Here is a 17,741-nt window from a genome sequence, read left to right on the forward strand (position 1 = left end):
AAGAGAGGTGAGAATCACTTGATCAAATATAAATATATACTAGGAATATTTTTCGCTTGTCTTTTAGTTACTCTATGCCTCTATCCATATTTACCAAACCTTATGGCAGTACATTGGAATGAAAATGGTGTGGCGAATGAGTTTATGAGTAAACAAGTTGTTTTAGCATTTATTCCTTGTCTTATTATTTTTTCACATGGATTCGTGTATATTATTTCACATAATATATATAAGTTTAATGAGGGCGAGCATGTCATTACAAATGGATTTATAAAAACAATTACTTTATTTATGTTGTTTATCCATATGCTAATTCTTTTTATTAATTTTGAAAGCATGATATCCTTTCAGACAGGACTAACAATTGGAATTAGTATGTTTCTTTTTATGCTTAGTAAAGGGTTTAAAACAGTTAAGAGTACGGAAAAAGACCCGATTAAATTACAAAAAATTCGTTTAGTGAGTAGGCGGATTTTCCAAGTGATGGCATGTAGTATATTATTTTCATTGTTTTTGAACTTGAAATGGGGATTTTATGTGTTGCTTAGTGTAATAAGTTGTGGCTCTATTTTGTTTATGTTCTACATATTGTACTCATATATAATAGAAAGTTATGAAACATAAAAAAGGGTCTTCTCATCATGAGAAGACCCTTTTAATCTATTTATTTCGTAATAAATTGTTGTGTCCAGTAGTTGCCGCTCTCTACATAGCCAACACCGATGTGAGTGAATCCGTTATTTAAGATGTTTGCACGGTGTCCAGCACTGTTCATCCAAGCTTGTACTACTTCTTCAGGTGAACGTTGGCCTTGAGCGATGTTTTCACCTGCAGATGTATAAGAAATACCAAATTTCTTCATCATGTCAAACGGAGACCCGTATGTAGGGCTATTATGATCAAAGTAGTTGTTTTTTTGCATATCTTCAGACTTGATACGTGCTACTTTGCTTAATTCAGTATCGATTTTTAGTGCTGGTAAGCCTTGTTTTGCACGTTCAGCGTTTGTTAATTCAACAACACGTTGTTCGAATTCGCTTAAAGATTTTGCTTCTTCAGCAGGCTTTTGCTCAGCAGGTTTTTGTTCAGCAGGTTTTTGAGTATTGTTGTTTTCAGCAGGTTTTTGAACTTCTTCAGCAGGCTTTTGCTCAACTGGTTTTTGCTCAGCAGGCTTTTGAGTTTCTGGCTTAGCTGTTGGTTGCTCAATTACAACATTTTCAGTTGGTTGTTGACCAGGAATGAAGCAGTTTGGTTGGAAATTACCTTGTTGCCATTGTGCTAATGACTCAACGCCCATAGATTGTAAGAATGCTTGTAATTCTTGTTGACTCATTTGCTTCATCATCACTTTTGAATGCTGAATATTTTGAACCTTTATGTTAGATGGTTGTACTGTTGCAGCTTGTGCATCTAAAGATGATACTCCTAAAGTAAGAGCTGTTGCAGCAGCTACAGATAATAAAACACGGTTTTTCATGATGTGTGTCCCCCTATATAAAGTTTTAATTTGTTTTCACACGATTTGTTTTGACAGCCTGTCTGACTGACCAATTCATCGTAGCATACAATTTACGAGAAAAAAGATGGAAAAAAATTCATAGACTTTAAAATTACCTAATTTATCCTAAGTGAAGAAAAGGGAGAAAATAAGAGAAACATAGAGTATAAAAGGAATTTTCAGCATTTTTATACTTCGTTTTAAGAGGGGATTTCTGGATAAATGTACCTATATTGAAAATGAAGAATCCTATTGTATCAATGATTTGAGCGTTTTATTGAGGAATATACTGGATTGATTTTTACAAAACTGTAATGTTTCTGTTGTTCTTTTTTATAATAAAGTAACATATTCTTAATCTTGTAGCGGACAAAAAAGCGGCTATCTCTTTACATAGACGAAGGAGATAGCCGTTTTCCTATTATTACGTATGTTACGAGTTATTACGAGTTGGTTTCAATTGCTTCTAATAATAAATCTACAACGTGAATTCCTCTCATTTTATGAGAAAGTCCTTCTCGTTCAATGCCTAATTTCATTTGTAGTAGACAACCTGGATTTGCAGTAACAATAGTTGCTGCTTCTGTTTCATGTACACGATCCATTTTATAATCTAGAAATTCCATGGATAGTTCTGAATGAACAATATTGTAAATACCAGCAGAACCACAGCAGCGATCAGCATCTTTCATTTCACGGTATGTTGCGCCTTGAATTGCTTCTAGTAACATACGAGGTTCTGAAGATGTTCGCATAACATTGCGTAAATGACAAGAGTCTTGATACGTAATAATTTGCGGTGTGAGTCGTAAGTCAGTTCGTTTATGGAAATCTAGTTCTACTAGAATAGCGGTAATATCTTTAATTTTAGAAACAAACTGCTTTGCACGTTCTGCCCACTGTGGATCGTCTTTTAAAAGATAATCGTAGTCTACGAGGTAAGCTCCGCAACCACCAGCATTGGTAATAATATAGTCGATATTTAAATCTTCGAATGCTTTTATATTGAGTTTTGCTAATTCTTTTGCTCCACTTTTCTCACCAGCATGCCCATGTAATGCCCCGCAGCAACTTTGTGTTTTCGGAATAACGATATCGCAACCAGCTAACTGAAGAAGTTTCATCGTTGCGTTATTTGTTTCTAAAAACATCGTATCCATTAAACAGCCCGTGAAGAATGCAACTTGTTTCTTTTTTGTACTTTCAGCAGGTAAAAATTCAGGACGATCTTTCATTGCTTTCATTTTAGGGACTTTTGGTAAAACGAGATCCATTGTTGCAAGTGTTTCAGGGAATAACTTCATGATCCCTGTTTTATGTGTTAGCGTTTGTAAACCAGAACGCTGATAAAATCCGATTAGTCCTGTTAAAGTTCTCATTCGATTTTGATGCGGGAATAGTCCTTCAAAAACGATTTTACGAACGGCTCTCACTGGCACCGAGAACTTTTTATTTTGATTTATAATATCACGAGCTTCTTCTAATAAATGTCCATAATTCACACCAGATGGACAAACAGGTTCACAAGCACGGCAGCCGAGGCAAACGTTTAATGTGTTTTCAACATCTTCATCTGGCTCAATTAAACCGTCAACGACCGCTTTCATTATTGCGATACGTCCTCGTGGTGAATGTGATTCTTTATATCCAGATTGGATGTAAGTAGGGCAAGTTGGTAAGCAGAAACCGCATCGCATACAGTTTAGTAGTTCATCTTCACTTAATCGTTCTTTAAATTCCTTTTGAATGTTTTCTTTATTTAATGTTGTCATCGTTCAACCACCACTCTTTTGCGAGTGTCTTTCGCGAACATTTTGCCTGGATTCATAATGTTATTTGGGTCGAAGGCATGTTTAATTCCTTGCATAGCAGCAATACCTTCTTTACCTAATTTCATTTCTAAATAAGGAGCTTTCATCGCACCAACACCATGTTCACCAGTAATTGTGCCACCAAGTTCGATTGCTTTCGCAAATATTTCAGCAAAGGCTTGTTCAGCCCTGTGCATTTCTTCTTCATTACGAGCATCTGTCATACAAGTTGGATGTAGGTTGCCATCGCCAGCATGCCCAAACGTACAAATAGGAATATTATATTTTTTGGCAATGGCATTAATAGCTTCAACCATCGGAGCAATCTGTGAACGTGGTACCGTTGCATCTTCCAGTATTGTTGTAGGTTTTAGTCTTGCAAGTGCTGATAGTGCACTACGGCGAGCTGTCCGAAGTGCATCTGCTTCCGCTTCATCTTTTGCAACGCGAACATCGACTGCATTCATAGAACGACAAACGTTAGCCATTTTTTCAATATCTCGATTGACAACTTCGGGCGGGCCGTCTTGTTCAATTAATAAAATTGCTTTTACGTCAGTTGGTAAACCGATTTGTGCAAATTCTTCTACTACTTCGATTGTTGGTTGATCTAAAAACTCAAGTGTCGCTGGAATGATTTTATTTGCAATAATAGAAGAAACAGCACGTGCAGCTTCATTAATATCTTCATATAGTGCAAGCATCGTTTTCTTCGTTTCAGGCATAGGAACAAGTTTTAATATGGCTTCAGTTACGACGCCAAGCGTTCCTTCAGAACCGATAAATAAACGAGTTAAATCGTAACCAGCTACATCTTTTGCTAATTTACCACCAGTACGAATAATATCGCCATTTGGTAGGACAAGTTCAAGACCCATCACATAATCACGTGTTACGCCATATTTTAATCCGCGTAATCCACCTGAGTTTTCATTAATGTTACCGCCGATTGTAGAAATTTTCATTGAGCTTGGATCTGGTGGGTAAAATAAACCCTTTTCTTCTACCGCTTTAATAATATCAAGCGTAATAACACCAGCTTGTACAGTAATTGTTAAATTCTCTTCATCAATTTCTAAAATGTTATTCATATGGCGGAAGATAAGGACGATACCGCCTTCAAGTGGACATGTCCCTGCGCAAAGGTTTGTGCCAGAACCACGAACATATACAGGAATTTTGTGAGTGTTACATACTTTTAACACGTCAGCTACTTCATTTGTATTACGAGGAGCAATGACTGCATCAGGCATTGCTTGGAAGTTTGGAGTGGCATCATAACTATACGTTAAACGCCCCATATTGGATGTATCTACATTATCTTTGCCAACAATGGATACGAATGAATGAATAATTTGCTTTTCTAACATTGGAAATCCCCCTCAAACTGTTAACGTAATTAGTCATAATAAAAAACGTTGTCACAGTGCTTTCATTATAATGATAAAAAAGTTGAGGGATTCTTTCTATGTATAATCATCTAAAGATTAATCTATTTTATCGTTCTTTTTTGTATAATTATCTAATAAGAGGAGGGAGAAGTATAAAATGTTTAAGTCTTTGAATTGTTTCGGGTCAAGTCCTGTATGCTCCTCAATCTTTTTAAGTCTGTAATGCAATGTGTTAATGTGTATATGTAATTGTTCAGCTGTTTGTTTATAGGATTGGTTATAATCAATAAATAAGCGTAAAGTGTGCATAAGCTCAGGAGATGATAGTAAGTTTTCGATGGTGCGCCTTAGAAACTGTTCCCGCGTTTCAGCAGAAATATCTTGTAAGCACATTTCTAAACGTAAATCTTCATTAAATACAATTTTTTTCGTTTCAAGTGATACAGAAAGAGCTTGTAATGCTTGTTCGTACGATAAGTTCATATTGCTTGGTGTAGCGGATTTTCCAATTCCAATATATAAAGGAATAGAAAACAAAGTTTCACAGTCTTGTTTTAATCTTTTTAAAAATTGATACGTTTGCTCTTTGGAGTTTGTGGCTGTAAATAAAATGAATCGATCATTTCCCCAGCGAACAAATAGATGCTCCTTTGTTAATAGATTGCGTACGTGTTGCCAAATCTTACGCTGAAGCATCGTGTCATTTTGATCGATAGAGAACAAAATAAGTTGTTTCTTCTTATATAAATCAATACCAAGTGTTTTTGCGCGATCGAGAAAGCTTGGAGACCAGTCTGTATTTTGGAGCCAATCAAAGACAAATGCTTCATAAGAACGGTGTTCAAGTTCTAGTTGTTCTAAAAAGTAGTTTTCGTGAATGAGTAGTTCGGTCATTTTACGTAATATTTCTCCGTATTGTGAAATATTTTCAGGTTCGCCTGTAATTCCAATGACACCAATTACTTCGTCATGGAATAGTAAAGGGAGGTTCATACCCGCTTTTACGCCTTGCAAACGTTGTTCATCTTTTTTTGTAATAATGACAGTTTTCTTTTGTTTTGCACAGCGGAGTGCACCTTCATGAAATTGACCGATTCTTTCTATATCTGTACTTGCGATAATAACGCCTTGTATATTAATGATAATGATATTTTCTTTAATTAATCTGCGTACTTCTCGTACAATTTTATTCGCTAAATCAGGAAAAAGCATAATTTGCACACCTCAAATTCTATTTGTTGTACATTATATATGTAATTGAAGTAAGAAAGGAAAATTTCACACTTTCCACACATTTATTTGTTATTTTACAATTATAACGAAATCATCCGAAGATGGAGGGAATCTTTTGAGAAAGTATGTTTTTCTTCTCTGTTTTTTATTTCTATTAGTAGGGTGTCAAGGAAGTTCATATGCACCGATTGCTAAAGATAAAAGTGTTATTATAACAACGAATATAAAAGAAGGTAGTATTAGTTTTGTTGATAAACAAACTAAAAAGTTAATTACGACATGGGAACTTAATGAGCCAATGGCAGGAGTTGCACTACTTCCAAACGGCGAGGACATACTTGTATATGGCAAGCAGTTAGAGTACATGTATGTATATTCACTAACAGAAGGAAGGCAAGTGGACAAATATAAAACTGGAAAAGGTATTGTAAATGTGATTGTATCCGAAGATAAAAAGCAATTATTTGCTGCCGATCAAACTGCTCAAAAGGTAAGGTTCTTTACGATAAAAGGGAAAGAGACAGGGAGTGTATCAACAGGAAAAGGACCAATAACGATGGTAGAGCACCATAACCAGTTATCTGTATTAAACTTTTATGATACGAAGCTAACGACCATTGATACAAAGAAAAAAGAAATGATACAATCCTTTATGATTCCCCCAGCATCAACGGGAGCGACAATTAGCCCAGATGGGAAAGAAATATGGATTGGCGGACATGGTGATGGAAATCAAGTCAATGAAAAAGTATTAGTGTATTCATTGCAGAGCGGAGAAATGGTACGTTCTTTACATGCTCCGTTTATGCCTGTGAATATAACGAAGGATAGTAAGTATGTATATGCATTAAGTCACGGTTCGAATACGCTGAGAAAGTTTGATGTTAGCACGTATAAAGAGGTGGCTTCTGTAGAAGTAGGATCGAACCCATTTGCATTTTTGAAGAGCGGAGCAGAAGGATATGTAGCAAGCTATGATAGTGATGAAGTGTGTGTCATGGATATGAAGAATTTGAAAATAAAACAAACAATTAAAGTCGGAAAAGGGCCGTTTCAACTCATAGAGAGGGAAGGGAAGGACAATGAGTAAATATAGGGTGCTAGTTGTAGATGATGAAAGTGATATGAGGCAGCTTGTTGGAATGTACTTAGATAATTTCGGATACGAGTGGGGAGAAGCTGAAAATGGAAAAGAGGCTCTAAAAAAATTAGAGACGGATCATTATGATTTCGTTGTATTAGATATTATGATGCCAGAGATGGATGGACTTTCAGTTTGTAAAGAAATTAGAAAAACGTCGGATGTACCAATTATATTTTTAACAGCAAAAGGCGAGGAGTGGAATAGGGTGAACGGCTTACGTATGGGAGCAGATGATTATATTGTAAAGCCATTTAGTCCTGGAGAACTAATTGCTCGTATGGAAGCTGTATTAAGACGTTATACAAAGCAAGAGCAACAAGAGGAGATTCAGTTTGGACCGATCCTTATTAATGAAAAAAGTAGGAAGATTGAGGCTGATGGTGAGCCGATTTCTCTTACAGTAAAAGAGTTTGATTTACTCTATTTTCTTTGCCAACATACAGGGCAAGTATTTAGCCGGGAACAATTGCTGGAAAAGGTATGGGGATATGATTATGCCGGAAGTACAAGAACAGTAGATACGCACGTGAAAACGATGCGTTTGAAGCTTGGAGAAAGTGGAAACTACATTCAAACGGTTTGGGGTGTAGGCTATAAATTTGAGGTGTAACGTATGTTTACGATGGTACAGAAGCTTTGGCTTACAGTAGTATGTGCAGTATGTGTAACAGTTTCCTTTCTTTATTTTGTATCTTTATATTCGTATGAAAAACTATACGTTGATAATTTAAAAGATTCATTAGTAATGGAAGGGAAGCGTCTTGCTGCGCAATATGATAAGCGTGAAGGAATAGCAACTTTTGAAGAGAAAGTAAGAGCATTTGATCAAATATCTAGTTCAGACGTTCTTTTCGTATCTAACCCGCGTGATTTAAGCGCATGTTTACCTTTTGATGTGCATCATCATTCCCTTATAAGTGAAGGGGACAGGCAAGCGTTATTAGATGGGAAAACTGTGACAAAGATAGGGTATGAGGAACATTTTGACCGTAATATTATGGGGGTTGTCATCCCTGTTTTAGAAAATAAAAAATTAGTTGGCATTGTATATTCTTATATTCCTTTAAAAAGTATAAAAGACTTAATATATGATATGGGCCTTATTTTAGCACCGTTAGCACTTGCTATGACTTTACTGACAATATGGATTGGTAGAAAGATTATTATTGCTATCACGAGACCGCTTTCGCAAATGGAACGAGTTGCCAATCATTTGGCTACGGGAGATTTCTCAGAACGGATTACAATTTCTTCCGAAGATGAAATTGGACGATTAGGAAAAGCATTTAATAAAATGGCAAATTCTTTAGAGACAGAAGACGTAAAGCGAAAGGAATTTTTAGCTAACGTTTCGCATGAATTAAGAACACCGCTTAGTTATATAAAAGGATATAGTGAGGCTATTTTAGATGGTGTAGCGAAGGGACCGCAGCAGGAAAAAGTAACACAGCTCATTCATAAAGAAGCGGGGCGTATGCAGCGTCTCGTTCATGATTTATTAGATTTAGCACAATTAGAAGGTGAACATTTTCCGCTAAAGAAACAACCTATCGTTTTTTCACAACTGATTGAAGATGTGTTAGATACGTATGAGATTAAGTTTATAGAAAAGAAAATTCGTATTTCAACAAATCTAAATCCAGAAATCATTGTAATGATTGATGAGGATCGTATGCAACAAGTGCTTCATAACGTGTTAGATAATGCGATACGGTATACAAATCAAAACGGGGATATTATGATAACACTCAGGCAGATAGATGATTACTGTGAATTGAACATAAAAGATACAGGAATCGGTATTGAAACAGAGCATTTAGAAAATCTTGGCGAACGTTTTTACCGCGTTGATAAAGCGAGAAGTCGTCAACATGGTGGAACAGGCTTAGGCCTTGCCATTGTCAGACAAATTGTTCATATACATGATGGACAGTGGCGAATTGAAAGTGAAAAAGGGAATGGAACGACGGTTAGTATTAAATTGAAAGTACAGGATGAGGGGAGCATGTTCTAATTTTTAGAGCATGCTTTTTATATTGAAGACAAAAGTTATACGTAAAGATATAAATTAATATGAAATAAATATCGGAATTTTGACGATTTTATGAACAAAACATTTGTACTTCTTACCAATTCGTTCTAAAATAGTTATGATGCAAAGTTCTTATAAATCGTTTCAATTGTTGTTTGGAAGATACTGAGGTGATTTAACTGGAGTACAAATCTATTAAACCGAAAAAAATTTACGAAGAAGTATCTGAAGCTATTTTAACAATGATTAAAAATGGTACGTTAAAACCTGGTGACAAACTACTTCCTGTACATCAATTAGCTGAGCAGTTTCAAGTTGGTAGATCTGCTGTTCGTGAAGCGTTAAGTGCGCTAAGAGCAATGGGCTTAATTGAGATGAAACAAGGAGAAGGTACATATGTGAAGAATTTCGATTCTTCTTCATTAACAAAATCATTAAACAATAAATTATTAATGAAGAAAGAAGATATTTTGAACTTATTAGAAGTACGAAAGGTGCTTGAAGTGGGGGCAGTTCGAGCAGCTGCGGCAAAACGTACGGAAGATAATTTGCAAAATATGAAGCATTGGTTAGATGAAATGGCAAAGAGCATTGGAGATGAAAAGGCTGGCGAAAAAGCAGATTTTCAGTTCCATATGGGAATTGCGGAGTCTTCGCATAACAACATTTTGCTTGAACTCATGAATCACGTTTCAGAGATGATTGCTGAAACGATTGGTGAATCAAGACGCATTATTTTATATGGTGAACAAACAACATCAGAACGACTTATAGAAGAGCATCAAGTTATATATGATGCCGTGTTAAAGCAAGATGTAGAATTAGCGCAGCAAGCAATGCTAGATCATTTAACAAATGTAGAACATATTGTCACAGGTAAAAACGATATAAATTCGTAATTTAATCTTTTAAAAATCAAATTTTTTGATAAAATAGAGAGAGATTAAGTAAGCGTTTTCTTTAGAAGAGGGAGAGGATAGGCCATGGTTGAGCCTACTTCTTCTTTCTTTAGTCATCTGATGACCATACGTTTGTTGGTGGAGTTGTAAAAAGGGGGAGTAATAATTATGAAAGTTACTTTATTTGTTACTTGTTTAGTCGATATGTTTGAAACAAATGTCGGCAAAGCAACAGTTGAAGTGTTGGAGCGTTTAGGTTGTGAAATTGAATTTCCAGAAGCACAAGTTTGTTGCGGTCAGCCTGCTTATAATAGCGGCCATGTAGAAGCAGCAAAAGAAGCGATGAAACATATGATTGAAACTTTCGAAGATGCAGAATATATTGTTACACCATCTGGTTCTTGTGCGACAATGTTTCATGAGTATCCGCATGTTTTTAAAGATGATCCGAAGTGGGCTAAACGTGCACAAAAGGTTGCTGATAAAACATATGAATTTACACAATTTATTGTAGATGTTTTAAAAGTTACAGATGTTGGTGCAAGTTTACCAGGGATAGCTACAATTCATAAATCTTGTCATATGACACGCCTGCTTGGAGTAAAAGAGGCGCCAGGAATTTTATTATCAAACGTCAAAGGATTAACTGTGAGAGAACTGCCAAACGAACAAAATTGTTGTGGGTTTGGGGGAACGTTTTCAGTGAAGATGACTCCAATTTCTGAGCAAATGGTAGATGAAAAGGTAGATAGTGCAATGGAAACAGGTGCTGATTATTTAATCGGTGCAGATTGTGGGTGTTTGTTAAACATTGGCGGACGTATTGAGCGTTTAGGAAAAGAAATAAAAGTAATGCATATTGCTGAGGTACTGAATAGTCGCTCATGAAGGGGGAACATAAGCTATGTCTATGAAAATCAGTGAGAAAAAATTTAATGATCGCGTTGGCGATGGAATTCAAGATTCGTTTATGCGCGGAGCAGTATCTTCTGCACAAACGCGCTTATATACGAATCGCTTAAAAGCAGCGGACGAATTAGGAAACTGGGAAGAGTGGCGTGAACTAGGTGAACAAATCCGCCAACATACGTTAGAAAATCTTGATTATTACTTAATGCAATTAAGTGAAAATGTATCAAAAAGAGGCGGACACGTGTACTTTGCGAAAACGAAAGAGGATGCAGCAAAGTATATTCAAGACGTTGCAAAAAAGAAACAAGCGAAGAAGGTTGTAAAATCAAAATCAATGGTAACTGAAGAGATTAGTATGAATCATGCCCTTGAAGAGATTGGCTGTGAAGTGTTAGAAAGTGACTTAGGAGAGTATATCTTGCAAGTAGATAACGATCCACCTTCACATATTATTGCGCCTGCACTTCATAAAAATAGAGCGCAAATTCGTGACGTATTTAAAGAGAAACTTGGATATGAAAATTCTGATGATCCATACGAAATGACAAAGTTTGTTCGTAAACAACTTCGTGAGAAATTTATGGATGCAGAAATTGGTGTGACAGGTTGTAACTTCGCTGTTGCAAATACTGGCTCTCTTTGTTTAGTAACGAACGAAGGTAATGCTGATCTTGTTATGTCGATTCCGAAAACTCAAATTGCAGTAATGGGTATGGAGCGTATGGTTCCGACAATGGAAGAATTAGATGTTTTAGTTGGTTTACTATGTCGTAGTGCAGTAGGGCAAAAATTAACAAGTTATGTAACTGTAGCGGGACCAATTCAAGAAGAGGAAGTAGATGGACCTGAAGAATTCCACTTAGTTGTTGTGGATAATGGCCGCTCTCAAATTCTTGGATCGGAATTCCGCTCAGTATTGCAATGTATTCGTTGTGCTGCTTGTGTCAATGTATGTCCTGTATATCGTCACGTTGGTGGACATTCATATGGCTCTATTTATTCAGGACCAATTGGTGCGGTATTAACACCACTTTTAGGTGGGTATGACGATTACAAAGAGCTTCCTTATGCATCTAGTTTATGCGGAGCATGTACAGAAGCTTGTCCAGTAAAAATTCCATTGCATGATTTATTATTAAAACATCGTCAAGTAATTGTTGAGCAAGAAGGACGTGCTCCACTTGCAGAAAAATTAGCAATGAAAATGTTTAGTATGGGTGCATCTTCAGCAGCTTTATATAAAATGGGATCAAAAATGGCGCCAGCAGCAATGAGTCCATTTACATCTGGTAACCGTGTATCAAAAGGTGTTGGGCCACTTAAAAACTGGACAGATATTCGGGAATTCCCGGCTCCAAGTAAAGAACGATTCCGTGATTGGTATAAAGATCATAAGAAAGGCGGGGACAAATAATGACAGGATTAATTCAAAACCGTGAGTCCTTTCTAGATAATATTGCAAAAGAACTTGGACGCGCACGTAAAACGGAAGGCGTAAAGCGTCCAGCATGGAAAAGTAATGTGAATGTAGAAACGCTAAAAGATTATTCACAAGAAGAATTGTTAGAAGTATTTAAAAATCAATGTACAAACATTCATACAACTGTAGTGGAAACGACAAATGACCGTTTACGTGAAGATATTCAAAAAGTAATCGTGGAAAACGGCGGGGGACCTATTATGTTATCGGCAGATGACCGTTTTGATTCTTATGGATTGACTTCTTTATTTAAAGAAGAGCTTCCAAAGCAAAATGTTGAAGTGAATGTATGGGATCCTGAGAAAAAAGAAGAGAATATGCGTATAGCTGAAAGAGCGAATATTGGAATCGCATTTAGTGATTATACTTTAGCTGAATCTGGTACGATTGTTGTACAAAGTCATAAAGGCCAAGGTCGTTCTTTACACTTTTTACCGACGGTTTACTTTGCTATTATTCCACGTGAAACACTTGTGCCTCGTATTACACAAGCAGTTCAGGATATGAACACACGTGTAGAAAATGGCGAGACAGTGGCATCTTGTATTAACTTTATTACAGGGCCTAGTAACTCGGCAGATATTGAAATGAATCTTGTTGTCGGAGTACATGGACCATTAAAAGCAGTATATTTCATTGTATAAAAGAGGGGAAAGCAGGCCAGAAAATGGCCTGCTTTTTTAGTAGAATAAAGGATAATATGAAGTAGAAATTCTCTCCTTTTTTTGCTATGTTCTTCTGGAAAGGAGAGGAAGGGATGTTCACTTATTTATATGCATTGTTAGTGGGGATGGTGTTTGGTTCTTTTTTTATGTTAATTGCGATGAGAGTGCCACTAGGTGAATCTATCATTACCCCTCGTTCACATTGTCATTATTGTAAGTATGTGCTAAAGCCAAAAGAATTGATCCCAATCATTTCATTTTGTATACAAAGGGGACGTTGTACGAATTGTAAGAGGGAAATTTCAATTTTGTACGTAGTATTTGAACTTGTAACCGGAATGATATTTTTTCTTACTGTATATATGATTGGGATGGAACGAGAGCTTATCATCATTTTATCGCTATTTTCATTACTTCTTATTATTTCAGTTACAGATTACATATATATGTTAATCCCAAATCGTATTTTAGCTTGGTTTGCCTGTTTACTCATTTTAGAATGTATTTTTGTACCGTTAGTCACTTGGACAGATAGTATAGTTGGTAGTGGCGTTATATTCATTTTGTTATATTGCATGCAAAAGATATATCCAGAAGGGCTTGGTGGAGGAGATATAAAATTACTTTCGTTACTTGGATTTATAGTGGGACTGAAAGGGATTTTTCTGATTTTATTTTTAGCATCTTGCTTTAGTCTTTGTTTCTTTGGAGCTGCTATAGTATTAAAACGTATGAAAATGAGGACTCAAATTCCGTTTGGCCCTTTTATTAGCCTTGGGGCGATATGTTATATGTTGGTCACATATACAAAATAGAGAGGGGATAGAAAATGAATGTATATATGGATGATCAAAGAAGTTGTCCATACGGGTATGTGCCGGCAACTACAGTAGAATGTGCCTTACAAATGGTTCGGGATTATGATGTGAATATTCTTTCCCTTGATTTTAATATGGGGTGGGGAGAAAAAAGTGGATTAGATTTTGTAGAAGTTTTTTGTAAAGAGGGTTTATATGTAAATGAAATTCGCCTTCATACGAATGATGTCATCGGTATGTACAAGATGAAACAGAGGATTAATAAGGGAAAGGAAGAAGGAGAGATTAATCCTTACCTTGTTGTTAAATATGTAGGGAGCTAAAAACTCCAAAGTGAAACTTTGGAGTTTTTAATGTTTCATATGAGCTTGTAAAGGAATGATTTCCTCTGTTTGAGCGGCTACTAATTCAGTCTCTTCCTGTTTAACATCAGGTGCTTTCTTTGTTAAGTAATGATATACCATGCCAACAAATACAGATCCGCCAATAATGTTACCGATTGTAACTGGAATTAAGTTGTGAATAGCGCCCGCGAAAGTAATTGTATCAGGATGTGGTGATAATAAAGATAAGGCAAACAATGATAAGTTTGCGATACTATGCTCATAACCAGATAAAAAGAAAGTGAAAACGAGCATCATCATCATTAGTATTTTGGCTGTGTCACCTTTCACTTGAGAAGGTAAGAAGCAAGCAAGACATACGAGCCAGTTACATAAAATCGCTTTAAAGAATAATTGCATTGTAGGTGTATTCATCTTTCCTTCAACAACTTTATTCATGAAATGACCGTGATCAATGGCTTCGAAAATGCCAGTTGCGTAAAATAGTAAGGCAAAGAATAAAGCGCCAGCTAAGTTACCCGCATAACAAGCAACCCAGTTGCGAAGTGTATCAGAAATAGTTGTTTCTTTTCTTAAAGTTGCTACAGTGAAATACATTGTGTTTCCAGTAAACAATTCAGCGCCACCATATATAATAAGAACGAGAGCAATTCCGAAAAACATAGAAGCAGCTAAATAAGTTGCTGGTGAATCTGCAATGTGAAAAAAGTTACCTAATTTAAAACATAGTACAATAATAAAACCGATATAAATACCCGCAAGTGCGGCACGAATGAAATATTGCATCGGGTTTGTATCTAGCATTTGTTTTTTGCTCTTAGCCAGTTTGACAACATAATCTAATCCTTGTTCTAGCATGAGTAATACGCTCCTTTAGTACATCATCTATAAATACTCCTTATATGAATAAAGTACATGGAATTGTTCTTAGTTTCAATAAGTTTGTGCAATGTTTCACAAAAAGGACATACATGCATTAAGAAAACGTTTACAAAAGATAGTATAATGGAATTTTTTCTGGACATTGAGAGGAGGAAGGGAAAAAAGAAAAAGCGCTGTAATTACAGCGCTTTTTCGTCTAAATTCTTTTCTACTTTTACTTCTACTTCTTTCGAGAAGAACCAACCGCCAACTGCGATTCCAACTAATACAATCCAGAATGTAAGTTTCCATGGTGTAGATTCTGGGAATGAATGCGGAATTACATTTAATGCAGGGTGTGCTAATGTATAAACTGCTAACTTCACACCAACCCAACCTACAATTAAGAATGCTGCAGTTTCAAGTCCTGGTTTACGTTTTAAGATTTGTACGAAAGCAGTTGCTGCAAATCGCATAATGATTAATCCGATAAGTCCACCTACAAAGATAACAACGAATTGCCCAGTATCAAGACTACCAACTGTACCTAATCCTGTTTTTGGTAAAGTCATTGCTAATGCAACAGCAGCTAAAATTGAATCAACCGCGAAGGCGATATCAGCAACCTCAACTTTAAATACAGTCCACCAAAAATTCTCTTGTTTTTTCTTTGCTTCTTTTTCTTCTGCTTCTTCATCCGTATTCTTTTTAACATACGTTTTAAATAAGTGATTACCAGCAATAAACATAAGGTAAATGGCACCAATTGCTTGCACTTGCCATACATCGACTAAGAACGAGATCATAAATAACGATCCGAATCGGAAAACAAATGCCCCCGCTAATCCATAAAATAGTGCTTTCTTTCGTTTTTCTTCTGGTAAATGTTTTACCATAATTGCAAGAACAAGAGCGTTATCAGCCGCTAAAATCCCTTCAAGTGCAATTAGGATGAGTAATACCCAACCATACTCCAATAATAATGATACATCCATGTAAATTCTCCTCTCATTTCTATAAGTACTAAATAAGTGAAGAATTTCCCCACTATTTAGTTTCCCCATACTCCTACCTATTAACTTTGGAAGAATTTGGTAATGAATACAAAAAAGACCTCTGCCGTTAATAGGCAAAGGTCTTGCTAGACATATGTAATGAAAATGCCAACAAAGCCGGAAGAACTAAGTTCTACGTAATGACGACTTTGTTTCCAAGAAATATTCTTGGACGCTACTCCCCTTTGGAGATATGCTATTGTACTCTCATTATATGGATAATTTATACGGTTGTCAACCTGTTAAAATATCTTCATTCGGATATTTTATTTTTCGGTTCTTTTTACGTGCAAATGAAAAAGCCAATGTTAAAGGTCCCATTTTCCCAAAAAACATCATAAAGATGATAATAGCTTTTCCAATCATAGTTAGGTGTGGTGTGAAATTCATACTGAGACCGACAGTCCCAAATGCTGAAAATACTTCGAAAGCACTCATCAATAGAGGAACTCGCTCAGTAATACTTAAAATTAAAATAGCAAAAAAGATAAATGAGATGGAAATAATAGTGATGGTCAATGCTTTGACAATGAGAGTATCTTTAATAGATTTTTTAAACACGACAATATCATTTTGTTCTTGTAAAAATTTAAATACCCCAAAAAACATGATTAAAAAGGTTGTTAACTTAATTCCACCACCAGTTGAAGCACTACCAGCGCCAATAAACATAAGGAGCATCATTAATAGTAGGGAAGGCTTTGATAATGCAGAAATATCAATTGTATTAAACCCGGCAGTACGAGTTGAAACCGCCTGGAAATAAGCGGCCATGCCTTCTTCAAATGGGGTAAAGCCTCTCATAGAAAGGGAATTGTGGAACTCGAATATAAAAATAAAAATAGTCGCAATAATATTGACGATTAGAGTAGAAGAGAGCATAAGTTTTGAGTGTAGTGTAAGGTTTTTAAAATTTTTCTTTCTTTTTATATCTACGATTACTGTAAAACCAATCCCACCTAAAATAATGAGGGAGGAAATAACGAGATTGACAAGAATGCTATGAGAATGGGACATTAAATTATCGCTCCACACAGAAAAACCAGCATTGTTAAAAGCAGAGATCGAATGAAAAAAGCTATAATAGATCCCTTTAGCAATCCCGTATTTTGGTACCCATTCAAAAGAAAGAATCAAGGTAGCGATACATTCGACTGTAAAAGAGAATAAAAATAATGCTTTGGCAAGACGAATGACGCCACCAATGTTTGTTTGATTTAACGCTTGTTGCAGTAAAATTCGGTTTTGAAGACCAATTTTTCTGCCAAGCATAATCGCAATTAAAACGGCAAAGCTCATAATGCCAAGTCCGCCCACTTGTATAAGCGTTAAAATGACACATTGGCCAAATAAGGTAAATACTTTTCCTGTGTCTACAACACCAAGCCCTGTAACCGTACAAGCAGAAACGGTTGTAAATAAAGCATCGAGCCATGAAATAGACGTTGTTGTAGCAATTGGTAGCTTTAATAAGCATGTACCGATAATTGATAACATAATAAAAGACAAAGTAAGAACACGGGGAGGACTCATGCTAATATTAATCCGTTTCATGTTACATATCGTTCCTTTCAGTTTGCTCTTACTAGTATGTGAAA

General features: G+C 36.0%; 17 protein-coding genes and 1 riboswitch. Of the genes, 10 read left to right on the plus strand and 7 right to left on the minus strand.

Annotation, left to right across the window (positions count from 1 at the left end; translation table 11 throughout):
* Positions 1 to 18: 18 nt before the first annotated feature.
* Positions 19 to 624, plus strand: a complete 606-nt coding sequence (locus KVT31_RS11785; RefSeq protein WP_088095626.1) for a DUF1648 domain-containing protein — start codon at positions 19 to 21, stop codon at positions 622 to 624.
* Between the two features lie 40 nt (positions 625 to 664).
* On the opposite strand, the gene KVT31_RS11790 is transcribed toward KVT31_RS11785, so the two are convergent.
* The 4 genes from KVT31_RS11790 to KVT31_RS11805 form a co-directional block, all read right to left on the minus strand.
* Positions 665 to 1,477, minus strand: coding sequence for a CAP domain-containing protein (locus tag KVT31_RS11790; RefSeq protein WP_088095627.1), 813 nt, complete (start codon positions 1,475 to 1,477; stop codon positions 665 to 667).
* 464 nt (positions 1,478 to 1,941) lie between these two features.
* On the minus strand, positions 1,942 to 3,270 hold the full coding sequence (locus KVT31_RS11795; protein ID WP_088095628.1) for a (Fe-S)-binding protein: 1,329 nt from the start codon (positions 3,268 to 3,270) through the stop codon (positions 1,942 to 1,944).
* The gene (gene glcD / locus KVT31_RS11800; RefSeq protein WP_088095629.1) at positions 3,267 to 4,679 is read right to left on the minus strand and encodes a glycolate oxidase subunit GlcD; all 1,413 of its coding nucleotides are present in this window, start codon (positions 4,677 to 4,679) and stop codon (positions 3,267 to 3,269) included. The genes KVT31_RS11795 and glcD overlap by 4 nt, the downstream gene beginning before the upstream one ends.
* A 117-nt stretch (positions 4,680 to 4,796) precedes the next feature.
* Positions 4,797 to 5,912 carry a CdaR family transcriptional regulator gene (locus KVT31_RS11805; RefSeq protein WP_088095630.1) on the minus strand — a complete coding sequence of 372 codons (1,116 nt, stop codon included), beginning with the start codon at positions 5,910 to 5,912 and terminating at the stop codon, positions 4,797 to 4,799.
* 136 nt (positions 5,913 to 6,048) lie between these two features.
* Between KVT31_RS11805 and KVT31_RS11810 the strand changes: the two genes are divergently transcribed.
* The 9 genes from KVT31_RS11810 (at position 6,049) to KVT31_RS11850 (ending at position 14,206) form a co-directional block, all read left to right on the plus strand.
* Positions 6,049 to 7,023 (plus strand): YncE family protein, encoded by a 975-nt coding sequence (locus KVT31_RS11810; RefSeq protein ID WP_088095631.1) that lies wholly within the window; start codon positions 6,049 to 6,051, stop codon positions 7,021 to 7,023.
* Entirely contained in the window at positions 7,016 to 7,687 is a 672-nt protein-coding gene (locus tag KVT31_RS11815) for a response regulator transcription factor (protein WP_000049878.1), read from the plus strand. Before KVT31_RS11810 ends, KVT31_RS11815 begins: the two co-directional genes overlap by 8 nt.
* Positions 7,688 to 7,690: 3 nt before the next feature.
* The gene (locus tag KVT31_RS11820; protein ID WP_088095632.1) at positions 7,691 to 9,091 is read left to right on the plus strand and encodes a sensor histidine kinase; all 1,401 of its coding nucleotides are present in this window, start codon (positions 7,691 to 7,693) and stop codon (positions 9,089 to 9,091) included.
* A 227-nt stretch (positions 9,092 to 9,318) separates the two neighbouring features.
* A complete protein-coding gene (locus tag KVT31_RS11825; RefSeq protein ID WP_254913065.1) occupies positions 9,319 to 10,008 on the plus strand; it encodes a FadR/GntR family transcriptional regulator in 690 nt (229 codons plus the stop codon).
* A gap of 168 nt (positions 10,009 to 10,176) precedes the next feature.
* The gene (locus KVT31_RS11830) at positions 10,177 to 10,896 is read left to right on the plus strand and encodes a (Fe-S)-binding protein (RefSeq protein ID WP_000869144.1); all 720 of its coding nucleotides are present in this window, start codon (positions 10,177 to 10,179) and stop codon (positions 10,894 to 10,896) included.
* Positions 10,897 to 10,912: 16 nt separating this feature from the next.
* Complete coding sequence (locus KVT31_RS11835) at positions 10,913 to 12,334, plus strand: LutB/LldF family L-lactate oxidation iron-sulfur protein (RefSeq protein WP_088095633.1); 1,422 nt, start codon at positions 10,913 to 10,915, stop codon at positions 12,332 to 12,334.
* Positions 12,334 to 13,044, plus strand: coding sequence for a LutC/YkgG family protein (locus KVT31_RS11840; protein WP_088095634.1), 711 nt, complete (start codon positions 12,334 to 12,336; stop codon positions 13,042 to 13,044). The genes KVT31_RS11835 and KVT31_RS11840 overlap by 1 nt, the downstream gene beginning before the upstream one ends.
* Before the next feature lie 113 nt (positions 13,045 to 13,157).
* Entirely contained in the window at positions 13,158 to 13,880 is a 723-nt protein-coding gene (locus KVT31_RS11845; protein ID WP_088095635.1) for a prepilin peptidase, read from the plus strand.
* Positions 13,881 to 13,894: 14 nt separating this feature from the next.
* Positions 13,895 to 14,206, plus strand: a complete 312-nt coding sequence (locus tag KVT31_RS11850; protein WP_088095636.1) for a cyclic-phosphate processing receiver domain-containing protein — start codon at positions 13,895 to 13,897, stop codon at positions 14,204 to 14,206.
* A gap of 27 nt (positions 14,207 to 14,233) precedes the next feature.
* Here the strand turns inward: KVT31_RS11850 and KVT31_RS11855 are convergent, their stop codons facing one another.
* The 3 genes from KVT31_RS11855 to KVT31_RS11865 all read right to left on the minus strand — a co-directional run bounded on the left by KVT31_RS11855 (position 14,234) and on the right by KVT31_RS11865 (position 17,697).
* Entirely contained in the window at positions 14,234 to 15,085 is an 852-nt protein-coding gene (locus tag KVT31_RS11855) for a formate/nitrite transporter family protein (RefSeq protein WP_088095637.1), read from the minus strand.
* A gap of 203 nt (positions 15,086 to 15,288) precedes the next feature.
* A complete protein-coding gene (locus KVT31_RS11860; RefSeq protein ID WP_088095638.1) occupies positions 15,289 to 16,083 on the minus strand; it encodes a TerC family protein in 795 nt (264 codons plus the stop codon).
* 90 nt (positions 16,084 to 16,173) lie between these two features.
* Positions 16,174 to 16,339: riboswitch (yybP-ykoY riboswitch) on the minus strand.
* Positions 16,340 to 16,377: 38 nt separating this feature from the next.
* On the minus strand, positions 16,378 to 17,697 hold the full coding sequence (locus tag KVT31_RS11865) for a TrkH family potassium uptake protein (RefSeq protein ID WP_088095639.1): 1,320 nt from the start codon (positions 17,695 to 17,697) through the stop codon (positions 16,378 to 16,380).
* Positions 17,698 to 17,741 lie beyond the last annotated feature (44 nt).

The sequence above is a fragment of the Bacillus sp. GbtcB14 genome (assembly GCF_019091205.1).
GTDB lineage: Bacteria > Bacillota > Bacilli > Bacillales > Bacillaceae_G > Bacillus_A > Bacillus_A cereus_AG.